The sequence below is a fragment of the Pseudomonas machongensis genome (genome assembly GCF_034961125.1).
GTDB classification, from domain to species: Bacteria; Pseudomonadota; Gammaproteobacteria; order Pseudomonadales; family Pseudomonadaceae; genus Aquipseudomonas; species Aquipseudomonas machongensis.
Window position 1 is genome coordinate 1 of sequence record NZ_JAYFUI010000074.1, and the last position, 13,376, is coordinate 13,376.

The following is a 13,376-nucleotide window of genomic DNA, read 5'->3' on the forward strand; positions in this document are numbered from 1 at the left end:
GGACCTGGTGGTGCATTCGGCGACCAAATACCTCAGTGGCCATGGCGATATCACCGCCGGGTTGGTGGTAGGGCGCAAGGCGCTGATCGACCGCATTCGCCTGGAAGGCTTGAAGGACATGACCGGCGCCGTGCTGTCGCCGCACGACGCATCGCTGCTGATGCGCGGTATGAAAACCCTGGCCCTGCGTATGGAGCGCCATTGCAGCAATGCCTTGCGCGTGGCGCAGTTTCTGGAGCGGCATCCGCAGGTCGAGCTGATTCACTACCCAGGCCTGCCGAGCTTTGCACAGTTCGGCCTGGCGCAGCGGCAGATGCGTTTGCCGGGCGGGATGATTGCCTTCGAGCTCAAGGGTGGCATCCAGGCGGGGCGACGCTTCATGAACGCGTTGCAGTTGTTCAGCCGGGCGGTGAGCCTGGGGGATGCCGAGTCGCTGGCGCAGCACCCGGCGAGCATGACCCATTCGAGCTATACGCCCGAGGAACGGGCGCAGCACGGAATCTCCGAGGGGTTGGTGCGGTTGTCGGTGGGCTTGGAGGATATCGACGACCTGCTGGCGGATCTTGGGCAGGCCCTCGGGAGCCGTGTTCGAGTTGAGTGATGGCCACTTCTCACGGGCACAAAAAAGGCCGCTTTACGCGGCCTTTGTCATGCTTGCTGGTTCAGCGCTTGAGGCCGTAGCTCTCGTCGAGCATGCCCGGCGAGTTCGGCGCCTTGGGCGCGTAGTCGCGTGGGACTTCGGCGGTATCCTTCGGCGGTGTCAGGCGATCGCGCGGACCTTGCGCGGCTTCGGAGTGCAACGAAGCGAGCAGGCGCTGGCGGGTCAGTTCGTCCAGGGCCAGGCGATTGGCCCCGTCGGCCAGGTGATCCTGCACATCCTGGTAGCTCTGGGTCAGTTTCTTGACCAGCGAAGCGGTGCTGTTGAAGTGGGTGACCACTTCGTTCTGGTAATTGTCGAAACGCTGCTGGATGTCGTCCAGCTGGCGTTGCGTACTGCTGGGAGCCGCGTTGGGGAGAAGGCGGGCCAGGGCGAAACCGACGACGACACCAACGACCAATGCCAGGGTCGGCAGCAACCAAACAAGGAGCGAGTGTTCCACGAGTCCTTCCTCTATAAACGGCTTTGCTTTACGTTAACGGCTCAGACCTGCGCTGTATACCGCGAGCGATCGCAAATCAGAACAGAATTCCCCCTCTAGACGAATCGACCCCCCTCGAGGTCACGGAGTAGTGCCTTGCTTGTCCGCGAAACCCCCTTGTTCATCGACGGCCCCAGTGGCCCGCTGGAAGCCTTGTACCTGGACGTGGCCGATGCCCGCGGCGTGGTGCTGATCTGCCACCCCAACCCGGTCCAGGGCGGCACCATGCTCAACAAGGTGGTCTCGACGCTGCAACGCACGGCTCGCGATGCCGGCTACAGCACCCTGCGCTTCAACTACCGTGGCGTTGGCCAGAGTGCCGGCAGCCACGACATGGGCGCTGGCGAAGTGGCCGATGCCGAGGCCGCCGCGGCCTGGCTGCGCGACAAACACCCTGAGCGGGCGCTGGTACTGATGGGCTTCTCGTTCGGGGGCTTCGTCGCTGCCAGCCTGGCCGGACGCCTCGAGGCCGACGGGGTGACGCTGCAACATCTGTTCATGATTGCCCCGGCGGTGATGCGCCTGACCGAGCAGTTCCCGCTGGCGCAGCAGTGCCCGATCACCGTGGTCCAGCCTGACACCGACGAGGTGGTCGACCCTGCGCTGGTCTATGAATGGTCCGACACACTGACGCGCCCCCATGAGCTGCTGAAAGTGGCAGAATGCGGACACTTCTTCCATGGCAAGCTGACCGATCTGAAGGATCTAGTGCTGCCGCGTCTTTCGAACTGAGCCAAGCCTGAATAAGCGATCACCCATGACCACGCGCATTCTCACCGGTATCACCACCACCGGCACTCCGCACCTGGGCAACTACGCCGGTGCCATCCGCCCGGCGATCCTCGCCAGCCAGCAGCCCGGTGCCGACTCGTTCTACTTCCTGGCCGACTATCACGCCCTGATCAAGTGCGACGACCCGCTGCGCATCCAGCGCTCGCGCCTGGAAATCGCCGCCACCTGGCTGGCCGGCGGCCTGGATCCGGACAAGGTCACGTTCTACCGCCAGTCCGACATTCCCGAGATCCCCGAGCTGACCTGGCTGCTGACCTGCGTGGCTGCCAAGGGCCTGCTCAATCGTGCCCACGCCTACAAGGCCTCGGTCGACAAGAACCTGGAAAACGGCGAAGACCCGGATGCCGGTGTGTCCATGGGCCTGTACAGCTATCCGGTGCTGATGGCTGCCGACATCCTGATGTTCAATGCCCACAAGGTCCCGGTCGGTCGTGACCAGATCCAGCACGTTGAAATGGCCCGTGACATCGGCCAGCGCTTCAACCACCTGTTCGGCCAGGGCAAGGAGTTCTTCGTCCTGCCCGAGGCGGTGATCGAGGAGAGCGTGGCCACGCTTCCGGGCCTGGACGGTCGCAAGATGTCCAAGAGCTACGACAACACCATTCCGCTGTTCACCAGCGCCAAGGACATGAAGGACGCCATCTCGCGCATCGTCACCGATTCGCGTGCCCCAGGCGAGGCTAAGGATCCGGACAACTCCCACCTGTTCACCCTGTACCAGGCCTTCGCCAGCGCCGCACAAGCCGGCGAGTTCCGCGAAGAGCTGCTGCAGGGCCTGGGCTGGGGTGAGGCGAAAAACCGCCTGTTCCAGTTGCTCGACGGCCAGTTGGCCGAGAAGCGCGAGCACTACCATCAACTGATCTCGCGGCCGTCGGACCTGGAAGACATCCTCCTGGCCGGCGCCGCCAAGGCCCGCAAGATTGCCACGCCGTTCCTCGAGCAGTTGCGCGAATCGGTGGGCCTGCGCTCCTTCCGCAGCAGCGTCCAGGTCAATGCCGAAGTGAAGAAGAAGGCTGCCAAGAGCGCGCGCTTCGTCAGCTTCCGCGATGAAGACGGCAGCTTCCGCTTCCGCCTGCTCGCCGCCGATGGCGAGCAATTGTTGCTGTCGCGCAGCTTCGCCGACGGCAAGAGTGCAGGCGCGGTGAGCAAGCAACTGCAGCAGGGTGGCGAGGCGGATGTGCGTGTAGATGGCCTCGGCTTCAGCCTGTGGCTCGATGGCGAGCAGGTGGCCGACGGGCCGCAGTTCGCCGATGCAAGCGCCCGTGATGCGGCGGTGCTGAGCCTGCGTGAGGCGTTGGCGCCCCAGCAGGACTGAGGCATATTGACACAAGTCTGATTGCCATTAAGCGGGCCGGTCGCTACAGTGACGGCCCGTTTTTTGTTGCCTCGCTAACGAATCATGACGCCCCTAGAACGATATCAAGCAGATCTGAAACGCCCCGATTTCTTCCATGACGCGGCGCAGGAAACGGCTGTGCGTCACTTGCAGCGCCTGTACGACGACCTGGTCGCCGCGCAGAACAACAAGCCGGGCGTGTTCGGCAAGCTGTTCGGCAAGAAGGAGCAGACGCCGGTCAAAGGCCTGTATTTCTGGGGCGGGGTGGGGCGTGGCAAGACCTACCTGGTCGACACCTTCTTCGAGGCGCTGCCGTTCAAGGAGAAGATGCGCACCCACTTCCACCGCTTCATGAAGCGTGTGCACGAGGAAATGAAAACCCTCAAGGGTGAGAAGAACCCGCTGACCATCATCGCCAAGCGCTTCTCCCAGGAAGCCAAGGTGATCTGCTTCGATGAGTTCTTCGTGTCCGACATCACCGATGCGATGATCCTCGGCACTTTGATGGAAGAGCTGTTCAAGAACGGCGTCTCGTTGGTGGCGACCTCCAACATCGTGCCGGACGGCCTGTACAAGGACGGCCTGCAGCGTGCGCGCTTCCTCCCGGCCATCGCCATGATCAAGCAGTACACCGATGTGGTGAACGTCGACAGTGGCGTCGACTATCGCTTGCGCCACCTGGAGCAGGCCGAGCTGTTCCACTTCCCGCTCAACGAAGCTGCCCACGAGAGTCTGCGCGCCAGTTTCAAGGCACTGACCCCCGATTGCACCCAGGCGGTCGAGAACGACGTGCTGATGATCGAGAATCGCGAGATCCACGCGTTGCGCACCTGTGACGACGTCGCCTGGTTCGACTTCCGCGCCCTGTGCGACGGTCCGCGTAGCCAGAACGACTACATCGAGTTGGGCAAGATCTTCCATGCCGTGCTGCTGAGCAATGTCGAGCAGATGGGCGTCACCACCGACGACATCGCCCGCCGCTTCATCAACATGGTCGACGAGTTCTATGATCGCAACGTCAAGCTGATCATTTCGGCCGAAGTCGAGCTCAAGGACCTCTACACCGGCGGGCGCCTGAGCTTCGAGTTCCAGCGTACCCTCAGCCGACTGCTGGAAATGCAGTCCCACGAGTTCCTGGCTCGCGCGCACAAACCCTGAAGCCATGCCTGACCCCTGGCAGGCGCGGGCTTGGCGCACCCGCTAGGGGAGGTTGGTGTTCTCAGGCTTCCTGCATGAACTGCTGCCGATACTGGTTCGGCGACAGTTCAGTGTGCTGGCGGAAGAGTCGGGCGAAGAAGCTCGCGTCGTCGTATCCCACCTCATAACTGATGGTCTTGATGCTCTTGCGGGTGCTCGAGAGCAGGCCCTTGGCTGTCTCGATGCGCAGGCGCTGCAGGTAGTGCAGTGGCTTGTCCCCGGTCGCGCTCTGGAAGCGGCGCATGAAGTTGCGGATGCTCATGCCATGGTTGCGCGCCACGTCCTCGAAACGGAACTTGTCGGCGAAGTGCTCCTCGAGCCAGTGCTGGATCTGCAGGATGATCAGGTCCTGGTGCAGCTTCTGGCCGCCAAAGCCCATGCGCCCCGGCGTGTAGTTGCGCTGCACTTCGTAGAGGATGTCGCGAGCCACCGCCCGCGCGACGTTGGCGCCGCAGAAGCGCTCGATCAGGTAGATGTACAGGTCGCAGGCCGAGGTGGTGCCGCCGGCGCAGTACAGGTTGTCGGCGTCGGTCAGGTGCTTGTCCTGGTTCAGACGGATAGTGGGGAAGCGCTCGGCAAAGCTGTTGAAGAAGCGCCAGTAGGTGGTCGCCTCCTTGCCGTCGAGCAGGCCTGACTCGGCGAGCCAGAACACGCCGCTGGCTTCGCCGCACAGCACGGCGCCACGGGCGTGCTGCTCACGCAGCCAGGGTAGGACTTGCGGGTAGCGGGCGAGCAGGTTGTCGAAGTCGTCCCAGAACGCCGGGAGGATGATCACATCGGCGTCACCCAGGCCACTGTCCACGGGGAGTTGTACGTCGCTGAAGCTGTCCACCGGCTGGCCGTCAGGGCTCACCAGGTGAATTTCGAACATCGATTGCAGCCCCAGGCCCAGTTGCTTGCTGTAACGCAGGCTGGCCAGGTGGAAGAAGTCCTTGGCCTGCATTAGTGTCGAAGCGAACACCTTATCAATGGCCAGGATGCTGACGCGCCGCAACGACGCGGAGGGTTGGGTAAACATCATTGTCATTGTTCTTATAGGGTAGAGTGGTCAATCACCGGCTGGATCGTCTTATTTTTTGGCGATTGTGTCTACCCCGAAGAAATGCGCTGCCCTCTTCGCAGGCAAGTCGCAGCGGTGAACCGCCCGCAAGGTTCATCACAGGCCTTGTGGGAGCGGGCTTGCCCGCGAAGAGGGCAGTACAGGATTACGCTCAGGGCGCCGGGTTTGGCTGCTGCTGGTGCAGTGCCTCGATCGCCGCCAACAGTTCGTCACTCAGCACCAGGTTGGCGCTGTCCAGGTTGCTCTGCAATTGCTTGAGATCGGTCGCCCCGATGATGTTGCTGGTCACGAACGGCTGGCGGGTGACGAACGCCAGAGCCATCTGTGCCGGATCCAGGCCATGTTCGCGGGCCAATTGCACGTAGCGGCTGCAGGCGGCCACGGTCTGCGGGTTGGAGTAGCGGGCGAAGCGGCTGAACAGGGTCAGGCGTGCATTTTCAGGGCGCGCGCCGTTTTCGTACTTGCCCGACAGCATGCCGAAGGCCAGCGGCGAATAAGCCAGCAGGCCGCACTGCTCGCGGATCGCTACTTCCGCCAGGCCCACCTCGAAGCTGCGATTGAGCAGGTTGTACGGGTTCTGGATCGAAACTGCCCTTGGCCAGCCCCGGCTTTCGGCCAGGTGCAGGAACTTCATGGTGCCCCACGGCGTTTCGTTGGACAGGCCGATGTGGCGGATCTTGCCGGCGCGCACTTGCTCGTCGAGCGCCTCCAGCGTTTCCTCCAGCGGCGTGAACAGGTCGTTGGGCAGGTGCTGGTAGCCCAGCTTGCCGAAGAAGTTGGTCGAACGTTCCGGCCAGTGCAGTTGGTAGAGGTCTATGCGGTCGGTCTGCAGGCGCTTGAGGCTTTCGTCCAGCGCGGCGACGATGTGCTGGCGGTTGTGCTTGAGCTGGCCGTCGCGGATATGGCTGATGCCGTTGCCGGGGCCGGCGACTTTGCTGGCGAGGATCCAGTCGTCACGGTCGCCATTGGCGGCGAACCAGTTGCCGATGATGCGTTCGGTGGCCGCGTAGGTCTCCGGGCGCGGCGGCACCGGGTACATTTCGGCGGTATCGATGAAGTTGATGCCGGCGGTCTTGGCCAGGGCGATCTGCTCGAAGGCCTCATCCTGGACGTTCTGCTCACCCCAGGTCATGGTGCCCAGGCACAGTGCGCTGACGTTGAGGTCGGTACGGCCGAGCTTGCGGTATTCCATCGGAAGGCTCTCTGCGGGACAAAGAAACCATCAAAGCAGGTTGAAAATCTTTGCGCAATCTGGATAATGCTGGGCCTCTCCGTGTGGCGGAAGTGATGCACCACCACGCAGGAAGAACCCCGTCGATCATGGGCGTGCCCGACCCGAGCCCCCAAAAGCGTCCGTGCTCGGCTGCGCGCTTGCCCTTGGCAAGTTGTGCACTATCCAGTAAGATTCGCCGTCTATTTTTCGCTGGGCGGCCTCTGAGGCTTTAGAGAATGAAAACTTTTACTGCTAAACCGGAAACAGTAAAGCGCGAGTGGTTCGTAATCGATGCCGCTGGTCAGACCCTGGGTCGTCTGGCTACCGAAATCGCTACCCGTCTGCGCGGCAAACACAAGCCTGAGTACACTCCTCACGTTGACACCGGCGACTACATCGTCGTCATCAACGCCGAGCAGGTTCGTGTAACTGGTGCCAAGTCTTCGGACAAGATGTACTACTCCCACTCCGGCTTCCCAGGTGGCATCAAGGAAATCAGCTTCGAGAAGCTGATCGACAAGGCCCCTGAGCGCGTCATCGAGACCGCGGTCAAAGGCATGCTGCCGAAGAACCCGCTGGGTCGCGACATGTACCGCAAGCTGAAAGTGTACGCGGGTGCTACCCACCCTCACACTGCTCAGCAGCCTCAAGAACTGAAGATCTAACGGGATAGTTCATTATGTCGGCGACTCAAAATTACGGCACTGGCCGTCGCAAGACCGCAACCGCTCGCGTTTTCCTGCGTCCGGGTACTGGTAACATCTCCATCAACAACCGTCCTCTGGACACTTTCTTCGGCCGCGAAACCGCTCGCATGGTTGTTCGCCAGCCGCTGGAACTGACCGAGACCGTTGAGAAGTTCGACATCTACGTCACCGTCGCCGGTGGTGGTGTCAGCGGTCAGGCCGGTGCTATCCGCCACGGTATCACCCGCGCCCTGATGGAATACGACGAAACCCTGCGTGGCGCTCTGCGTCGTGCTGGCTACGTCACCCGCGACGCTCGTGAAGTCGAGCGTAAGAAAGTGGGTCTGCGTAAAGCGCGTAAGCGTCCTCAGTACTCCAAGCGTTAATACCGCTTCGGCAGTCGAAAAAGCCCGGTTCCTTGGAACCGGGCTTTTTTTATGTCTTGAACTAACCTGTCAGCATGTCCGGGCCGAGTTGCCACATAGACGCAGATCAAGCAAAGCGAGGGTTGTAGCCCGAACCAGGGGTAATCACCTTGTCAGTGTGTGGATTTGTTTCTTACCATGGCGGCCAATTTTTAGCGCCACAGACATTACTAATAGACGCCTGATCCAGCGGGCGAGAAGAAAGCTGATGGGAGAGGACTGAATGAGCAATGACGGCGTCAACGCAGGCCGGCGCCGCTTCCTCGTAGCTGCCACATCCGTGGTGGGGGCTGCGGGGGCAGTGGGGGCTGCGGTACCGTTCGTGGGGTCATGGTTCCCCAGTGCCAAGGCGAAAGCCGCTGGTGCACCGGTGAAGGTCAACATCGCCAAGGTAGAGCCCGGGCAGCAGATGGTTGCCGAATGGCGCGGTCAACCGGTGTTCATCGTGCGGCGAACGCAAGAGATCCTCGGCAATCTGAAAAAAATCACCGCAGACTTGTCCGACCCCGAGTCCAAGGCTTCGGTGCAGCCGACCTACGTCGATCCCGAGGTCCGCTCGATCAAGCCGGAAATCCTCATTCTCGTTGGCTTGTGCACCCACCTGGGGTGCTCGCCGACTTTCCGTCCGGAAGTGGCCCCCGCCGACCTCGGTCCTAAGTGGGTCGGTGGCTATTTCTGCCCTTGCCATGGCTCGCACTACGATTTGGCAGGTCGCGTCTACAAGTCGCAGCCAGCCCCGCTCAATCTGCCAGTGCCGCCGCACTCGTACGAGTCGGACGACATCATCGTCATCGGCGTCGATCAGGAGAACGCATGATGAGCAAGTTCATGGACTGGATTGACGCTCGCTTCCCCGCCACGAAAATGTGGGAAGACCACCTGAGCAAGTATTACGCGCCCAAGAACTTCAACTTCCTGTACTTCTTTGGCTCCCTCGCGCTGCTGGTGCTGGTCAACCAGATTGTCACGGGAGTCTGGCTGACCATGAGTTTCACGCCCTCGGCAGAAGAGGCGTTTGCCTCGGTCGAGTACATCATGCGCGATGTCGAGTACGGCTGGATCCTGCGCTATCTGCACTCCACCGGCGCCTCGGCGTTCTTCATCGTGGTCTACCTGCACATGTTCCGCGGATTGCTCTACGGCTCCTACCAGAAGCCCCGTGAGCTGGTGTGGCTGTTCGGCATGCTGATCTACCTGGCGCTGATGGCCGAGGCCTTCATGGGTTACCTGCTGCCCTGGGGGCAGATGTCCTACTGGGGCGCCCAGGTGATCATCTCGCTGTTCGGTGCCATTCCGGTGATCGGTGATGACCTCACTCAATGGATCCGTGGTGACTACCTGATCTCCGGCATCACCCTGAACCGCTTCTTCGCCCTGCATGTGGTAGCGCTGCCGATCGTCATTCTCGGGCTTGTGGTACTGCACATCCTGGCGCTGCACGAGGTGGGCTCGAACAACCCGGACGGTGTCGACATCAAGAAGCACAAGGACGAAAACGGCGTACCGCTGGATGGCATCCCCTTCCACCCGTACTACACGGTGAAAGATATCGTCGGGGTCGTGGTATTCCTCTTCGTGTTCTGTGCTGTGGTGTTCTTCTTCCCGGAAATGGGTGGCTATTTCCTGGAAAAACCAAACTTCGAGCAGGCCAACGCCTTCAAGACGCCCGAGCACATTGCGCCGGTATGGTACTTCACGCCCTTCTACGCGATCCTGCGGGCGGTGCCTGACAAGCTGTTCGGCGTCATCGCCATGGGCGCGGCGATCGCGGTGCTGTTCGTGTTGCCCTGGCTCGATCGCAGTCCGGTGCGCTCCATGCGCTACAAGGGCTGGTTGAGCAAGATCTTCCTGCTGGTGTTCTGCGTGGCCTTCATCATTCTCGGCGTGCTCGGTGTGCTGGCGCCTACGCCCGGACGGACCCTGCTGTCCCAGGTCTGCACCGTGCTGTATTTCGCCTACTTCCTGCTGATGCCGTTCTACACAAGGCTCGAGAAGACAAAACCGGTTCCGGAAAGGGTGACTGGCTGATGAAAAAGTTTATTGCAGTAATGTTCCTGGCATTGATGCCTGCCTTATCCTTTGCTGCCGAGCAGGGTGTGGAGCTGCAGAAGGTCGATATCGACCTGACCGACAAGGCCGCGTTGCAGGATGGGGCGCGAACCTTCGCCAACTATTGCATGGGTTGCCACAGCGCCAAGTTCCAGCGTTACGAGCGGGTTGCCGATGACCTCGGCATCCCCCACGAGCTGATGCTCGAAAAGCTGGTGTTCACGGGGGCCAAGATTGGCGATCACATGAAGATCGGCATGCAGCCCAGCGATGCCAAGACCTGGTTCGGTGCGGCGCCGCCCGATCTCACGTTGGTCGCCCGAGTGCGGGGTAACGATTGGCTGTACAGCTACCTGCACAGCTTCTACGAAGATAAGTCGCGCCCTTATGGGGTGAACAACAAGGTCTTCCCGAACGTGGGCATGCCCAACGTGCTGGTCGGGCTGCAGGGCAACCAGGTGATTGGGTGCAAACAGATCCAGACAGTGGTCGACGGCAAGAAGCAATTCGACCCGCTGACTGGCAGTCCTTTGACCCATGAAGCCTGTGACCAGCTGACCATCGAGCCGAAATCCGGTACCCTGACGCCCGAGCAGTTCGACGAGAAGGTCAAGAACCTGGTGACCTTCCTGGCCTATTCGGCCAACCCGGTCAAACTGGAGAGTCAGCGCATCGGCACCTATGTCCTGCTGTACCTGGCTTTCTTCTTCGTGTTCGCCTACTTGCTCAAGCGCGAATACTGGAAGGACGTGCACTGATCACGCAGTAGTTTCTGGTAGTTGAACGCGCCCTGGGGCGCTCCTGCGCAATCGCGAGGAGCCTCCCAGGGCGCGTTTGCATTTGCAGTTTCACAAGCATCCCCATGCGAGGAGGAGCTACATGGGCGCGACCAACAGGTTAGCCTGCTATTCCGACCCCGCTGACCATTATTCTCATCGGGTACGCCTTGTTCTCGCCGAGAAGGGCGTCAGTGTGCAGATCATCGACGTCATCGCCGATCGTCTGCCGCCCAAACTGATCGAAGTGAACCCCTATGGCAGCGTGCCAACCCTGGTCGACCGCGACCTGGCGTTGTACGAATCGACCGTGGTGATGGAATACCTCGAGGAGCGTTATCCTCATCCGCCGCTGATGCCGGTATACCCGGTGGCGCGCGGCAACAGCCGCCTGCTGATGCACCGTATCCAGCGTGACTGGTGTGCACTGGCTGATGTCATTCTCGATCCGCGTGCCGCCGAGGCTGCCCGTGGCGAGGCGCGCAAGACGCTGCGCGAGAGTCTGACGGGTGTCTCGGCGCTGTTCGGCGAGTTTCCCTGCTTCATGAGCGAGGAGCAAAGCCTGGTCGATTGTTGTCTACTGCCCATACTCTGGCGATTGCCGGTCCTGGGTATCGAACTGCCGCGGCAAGCCAAGCCGCTGCTGGATTATATGGAGCGACAGTTCGCCCGCGAGCCTTTCCAGGCGAGCCTGTCCGCTGCTGAACGTGAAATGCGCAAGCTTTAAGGAGCCGTTGATGAACTCCAGTCGCCCCTATCTGGTTAGAGCACTGTACGAGTGGATCGTCGACAACGATTGCACCCCCCATATGCTGGTCAACGCCGAGTATCCGGCGGTCCAGGTGCCCCAGGGATTTGCCAGCGATGGCCAGATCGTCTTGAACATTTCGCCCAGCGCTGTGCGTAACCTGCACATGGACAACGACGCGGTGAGCTTCGAGGGGCGCTTCAGTGGCGTGGCCCATTCGCTCTATGTGCCGGCAGGCGCGATCCTGGGGATCTATGCTCGAGAGAATGGCCAGGGCATGGTGTTCGAGCTGGAGCCGCCGTTGATGGATGGCGAAGAGCTCGATGAGGAAGGCGTCGAGCCTGATGATGATGGCCCGCCGGAGGGTGGTGGCCAGCCGCCGCGACCCACTGGGCGGCCGAGCTTGAAAGTGGTCAAGTAATAAAAAAGGCGATCCATCCGGATCGCCTTTTTTATTCAAGTTCGGATTACAGGTCCTTGATCGTGCGGACCTGGTCCTTGTTGATGCGGGTCGGCTTGCCGTCCAGCTGCTTGAATTCGTAGAAGCCCGAGTCTTTGTCGAACTTCGGCGTGTCGAGCGTCTGCAGCTCGCGGCCGTCGTTGAGGGTGATCGTGCTCGGGGTGGAGCAGCCGGCCAAGGTGGCGAAGGCGGTGATGGCGAGAAGGGACAGCAGGGACTTCTTCATGGGCTTTCCTGGGTTGTTTGCGGCAATACCTGGTGCGATGGGCCACAGCGCGCATTCATCGCGCGCCGTGGCCCTGGATATCAATCGATGTACTCGAACAGCTTGACGATCTTCTGTACGCCAGACACACCTTGAACCACGTTGGTGGCGGCGTTGGCTTCCTGCTGGGTGACCAGGCCGAGCAAGTAGACGATGCCGTTCTCGGTGATCACCTTGATGCGCGAGCTGGGCACGTTGGCGTCACCGATCATCTGGGTCTTGATCTTGGTGGTCAGCCAGGTGTCGTTGTTGCGTGCCAGGATCGACGAGGGCTGCATCACCTGCAGTTCGTTATGCACCTTCTTGACCCGTTGTACCTGGCCGGCGGTCTGCTCGGCGAGGCTCTTCAGGTCGGCGCGCGGGGTCTGGCCGGCGAGCAGGACGATGCCGTTGTAGCTGCTGACGACGATGTGCGAGCCCTTGTCCAGGTCTGGGCTTGCCTTGGCCACGTTGACCGAAACCTTGGTTTCGATCAGCGAATCGTCGATCTTGCTACCAATGGTGCGTGTACCGCGGTCATCCTCGATCGGCGAGTTGCGGGTCGAGGTCAATACCGAGCTGCAGCCGGAAATACCGAGGCACAGGGTCAGGGCCATGAGGCCGAGGCGCTTGGGGATCATTCTTCACTCCCGAACAGTTGGCTGTCGATCAGATCGCACAGGCAATGGATCGCCAGCAGGTGGACTTCCTGGATGCGCGCAGTGACCGTGGAGGGGACGCGGATCTCCACATCCTCGGGCAGCAGCAGCGAAGCCATACCGCCGCCGTCACGCCCGGTCAATGCTACGACAATCATTTCACGATCATGTGCGGCCTGGATCGCCTGAATCACATTGGCCGAGTTGCCGCTGGTGGAGATCGCCAGCAATACATCGCCTGGTTGGCCCAGGGCGCGGATCTGCTTGGAGAAGACTTCGTTGTAGCTGTAGTCGTTGGCGATCGAGGTGATGGTCGAGCTGTCGGTGGTCAGGGCGATGGCCGGCAGGCTCGGACGCTCGCGCTCGAAGCGGTTGAGCAGTTCCGAGGAAAAATGCTGGGCGTCACCCGCCGAGCCGCCGTTGCCGCAGGCGAGCATCTTGCCCTCGTTGAGCAGCGCGTTGACCATGACCAGGCTGGCCTGCTCGATGTGCGGTGCCAGGATGTCCATTGCCTGTTGCTTGGTATCGATGCTGGCCTGGAACAGCCGGCGAATTCGGGATTGCATGTCCATCTGGTGTGACCTTAAGTGCG

At 61.2% G+C, this 13,376-nt stretch carries 17 protein-coding genes; 11 read left to right on the plus strand and 6 right to left on the minus strand.

Features of this window, described 5'->3' with window-relative positions; genetic code table 11:
- Positions 1-601: PLP-dependent transferase (locus VA602_RS07180; RefSeq protein WP_323452867.1), on the plus strand; the 601-nt coding region annotated here is incomplete at its 5' end.
- Positions 602-662: 61 nt separating this feature from the next.
- Here VA602_RS07180 and VA602_RS07185 read toward each other — a convergent pair.
- Positions 663-1,100, minus strand: coding sequence for a YhcB family protein (locus tag VA602_RS07185; RefSeq protein WP_054893983.1), 438 nt, complete (start codon positions 1,098-1,100; stop codon positions 663-665).
- A 135-nt stretch (positions 1,101-1,235) separates the two neighbouring features.
- On the opposite strand from VA602_RS07185, the gene VA602_RS07190 reads away from it, so the two are divergent.
- The 3 genes from VA602_RS07190 (at position 1,236) to zapE (ending at position 4,425) form a co-directional block, all read left to right on the plus strand.
- Positions 1,236-1,871 (plus strand): alpha/beta hydrolase, encoded by a 636-nt coding sequence (locus tag VA602_RS07190; protein WP_323452868.1) that lies wholly within the window; start codon positions 1,236-1,238, stop codon positions 1,869-1,871.
- Positions 1,872-1,896: 25 nt separating this feature from the next.
- Positions 1,897-3,246 carry a tryptophan--tRNA ligase gene (locus VA602_RS07195; protein ID WP_323452869.1) on the plus strand — a complete coding sequence of 450 codons (1,350 nt, stop codon included), beginning with the start codon at positions 1,897-1,899 and terminating at the stop codon, positions 3,244-3,246.
- A gap of 84 nt (positions 3,247-3,330) precedes the next feature.
- Positions 3,331-4,425, plus strand: a complete 1,095-nt coding sequence (gene zapE / locus VA602_RS07200) for a cell division protein ZapE (RefSeq protein ID WP_054893986.1) — start codon at positions 3,331-3,333, stop codon at positions 4,423-4,425.
- A gap of 61 nt (positions 4,426-4,486) precedes the next feature.
- Here zapE and VA602_RS07205 read toward each other — a convergent pair whose 3' ends face one another.
- Both VA602_RS07205 and VA602_RS07210 read right to left on the minus strand, forming a co-directional pair.
- Positions 4,487-5,383, minus strand: a complete 897-nt coding sequence (locus VA602_RS07205) for a GlxA family transcriptional regulator (protein ID WP_172964850.1) — start codon at positions 5,381-5,383, stop codon at positions 4,487-4,489.
- A gap of 292 nt (positions 5,384-5,675) precedes the next feature.
- Positions 5,676-6,716: an NADP(H)-dependent aldo-keto reductase gene (locus tag VA602_RS07210; RefSeq protein ID WP_323452870.1), complete on the minus strand. Its 1,041-nt coding sequence runs from the start codon at positions 6,714-6,716 to the stop codon at positions 5,676-5,678.
- 257 nt (positions 6,717-6,973) lie between these two features.
- Between VA602_RS07210 and rplM the strand changes: the two genes are divergently transcribed.
- The 7 genes from rplM (at position 6,974) to VA602_RS07245 (ending at position 11,842) form a co-directional block, all read left to right on the plus strand.
- Positions 6,974-7,402, plus strand: coding sequence for a 50S ribosomal protein L13 (gene rplM, locus VA602_RS07215; RefSeq protein WP_054893988.1), 429 nt, complete (start codon positions 6,974-6,976; stop codon positions 7,400-7,402).
- A 14-nt stretch (positions 7,403-7,416) separates the two neighbouring features.
- Positions 7,417-7,809, plus strand: coding sequence for a 30S ribosomal protein S9 (gene rpsI, locus VA602_RS07220; protein WP_054893989.1), 393 nt, complete (start codon positions 7,417-7,419; stop codon positions 7,807-7,809).
- A 262-nt stretch (positions 7,810-8,071) separates the two neighbouring features.
- Positions 8,072-8,665: a ubiquinol-cytochrome c reductase iron-sulfur subunit gene (gene petA, locus VA602_RS07225; protein ID WP_054893990.1), complete on the plus strand. Its 594-nt coding sequence runs from the start codon at positions 8,072-8,074 to the stop codon at positions 8,663-8,665.
- Positions 8,665-9,876 carry a cytochrome b gene (locus VA602_RS07230; protein ID WP_054893991.1) on the plus strand — a complete coding sequence of 404 codons (1,212 nt, stop codon included), beginning with the start codon at positions 8,665-8,667 and terminating at the stop codon, positions 9,874-9,876. The genes petA and VA602_RS07230 overlap by 1 nt, the downstream gene beginning before the upstream one ends.
- Positions 9,876-10,655 (plus strand): cytochrome c1, encoded by a 780-nt coding sequence (locus VA602_RS07235; RefSeq protein ID WP_054893992.1) that lies wholly within the window; start codon positions 9,876-9,878, stop codon positions 10,653-10,655. The genes VA602_RS07230 and VA602_RS07235 overlap by 1 nt, the downstream gene beginning before the upstream one ends.
- 121 nt (positions 10,656-10,776) lie before the next feature.
- Entirely contained in the window at positions 10,777-11,400 is a 624-nt protein-coding gene (locus VA602_RS07240; protein WP_153773195.1) for a glutathione S-transferase N-terminal domain-containing protein, read from the plus strand.
- A gap of 10 nt (positions 11,401-11,410) precedes the next feature.
- Positions 11,411-11,842, plus strand: a complete 432-nt coding sequence (locus VA602_RS07245) for a ClpXP protease specificity-enhancing factor (protein ID WP_054893994.1) — start codon at positions 11,411-11,413, stop codon at positions 11,840-11,842.
- Between the two features lie 46 nt (positions 11,843-11,888).
- On the opposite strand, the gene VA602_RS07250 is transcribed toward VA602_RS07245, so the two are convergent.
- The 3 genes from VA602_RS07250 to VA602_RS07260 all read right to left on the minus strand — a co-directional run bounded on the left by VA602_RS07250 (position 11,889) and on the right by VA602_RS07260 (position 13,356).
- Positions 11,889-12,107, minus strand: a complete 219-nt coding sequence (locus VA602_RS07250) for a YgdI/YgdR family lipoprotein (RefSeq protein ID WP_063546018.1) — start codon at positions 12,105-12,107, stop codon at positions 11,889-11,891.
- A gap of 80 nt (positions 12,108-12,187) precedes the next feature.
- Entirely contained in the window at positions 12,188-12,766 is a 579-nt protein-coding gene (locus VA602_RS07255) for a BON domain-containing protein (protein WP_063546017.1), read from the minus strand.
- The gene (locus VA602_RS07260; RefSeq protein ID WP_054893997.1) at positions 12,763-13,356 is read right to left on the minus strand and encodes a phosphoheptose isomerase; all 594 of its coding nucleotides are present in this window, start codon (positions 13,354-13,356) and stop codon (positions 12,763-12,765) included. The genes VA602_RS07255 and VA602_RS07260 overlap by 4 nt, the downstream gene beginning before the upstream one ends.
- Positions 13,357-13,376 lie beyond the last annotated feature (20 nt).

What these genes read in the sequence shown, in the direction of transcription:
- zapE (WP_054893986.1), top strand. Translation starts at nt 3,331, where the DNA reads ATGACGCCCCTAGAACGATATCAAGCAGATCTGAAACGCCCCGATTTC.
- VA602_RS07250 (WP_063546018.1), bottom strand. Translation starts at nt 12,107, where the DNA reads ATGAAGAAGTCCCTGCTGTCCCTTCTCGCCATCACCGCCTTCGCCACC.
- VA602_RS07260 (WP_054893997.1), bottom strand. Translation starts at nt 13,356, where the DNA reads ATGGACATGCAATCCCGAATTCGCCGGCTGTTCCAGGCCAGCATCGAT.
- VA602_RS07245 (WP_054893994.1), top strand. Translation starts at nt 11,411, where the DNA reads ATGAACTCCAGTCGCCCCTATCTGGTTAGAGCACTGTACGAGTGGATC.
- petA (WP_054893990.1), top strand. Translation starts at nt 8,072, where the DNA reads ATGAGCAATGACGGCGTCAACGCAGGCCGGCGCCGCTTCCTCGTAGCT.
- VA602_RS07210 (WP_323452870.1), bottom strand. Translation starts at nt 6,716, where the DNA reads ATGGAATACCGCAAGCTCGGCCGTACCGACCTCAACGTCAGCGCACTG.
- rplM (WP_054893988.1), top strand. Translation starts at nt 6,974, where the DNA reads ATGAAAACTTTTACTGCTAAACCGGAAACAGTAAAGCGCGAGTGGTTC.
- VA602_RS07230 (WP_054893991.1), top strand. Translation starts at nt 8,665, where the DNA reads ATGAGCAAGTTCATGGACTGGATTGACGCTCGCTTCCCCGCCACGAAA.
- VA602_RS07240 (WP_153773195.1), top strand. Translation starts at nt 10,777, where the DNA reads ATGGGCGCGACCAACAGGTTAGCCTGCTATTCCGACCCCGCTGACCAT.
- rpsI (WP_054893989.1), top strand. Translation starts at nt 7,417, where the DNA reads ATGTCGGCGACTCAAAATTACGGCACTGGCCGTCGCAAGACCGCAACC.
- VA602_RS07255 (WP_063546017.1), bottom strand. Translation starts at nt 12,766, where the DNA reads ATGATCCCCAAGCGCCTCGGCCTCATGGCCCTGACCCTGTGCCTCGGT.
- VA602_RS07195 (WP_323452869.1), top strand. Translation starts at nt 1,897, where the DNA reads ATGACCACGCGCATTCTCACCGGTATCACCACCACCGGCACTCCGCAC.
- VA602_RS07235 (WP_054893992.1), top strand. Translation starts at nt 9,876, where the DNA reads ATGAAAAAGTTTATTGCAGTAATGTTCCTGGCATTGATGCCTGCCTTA.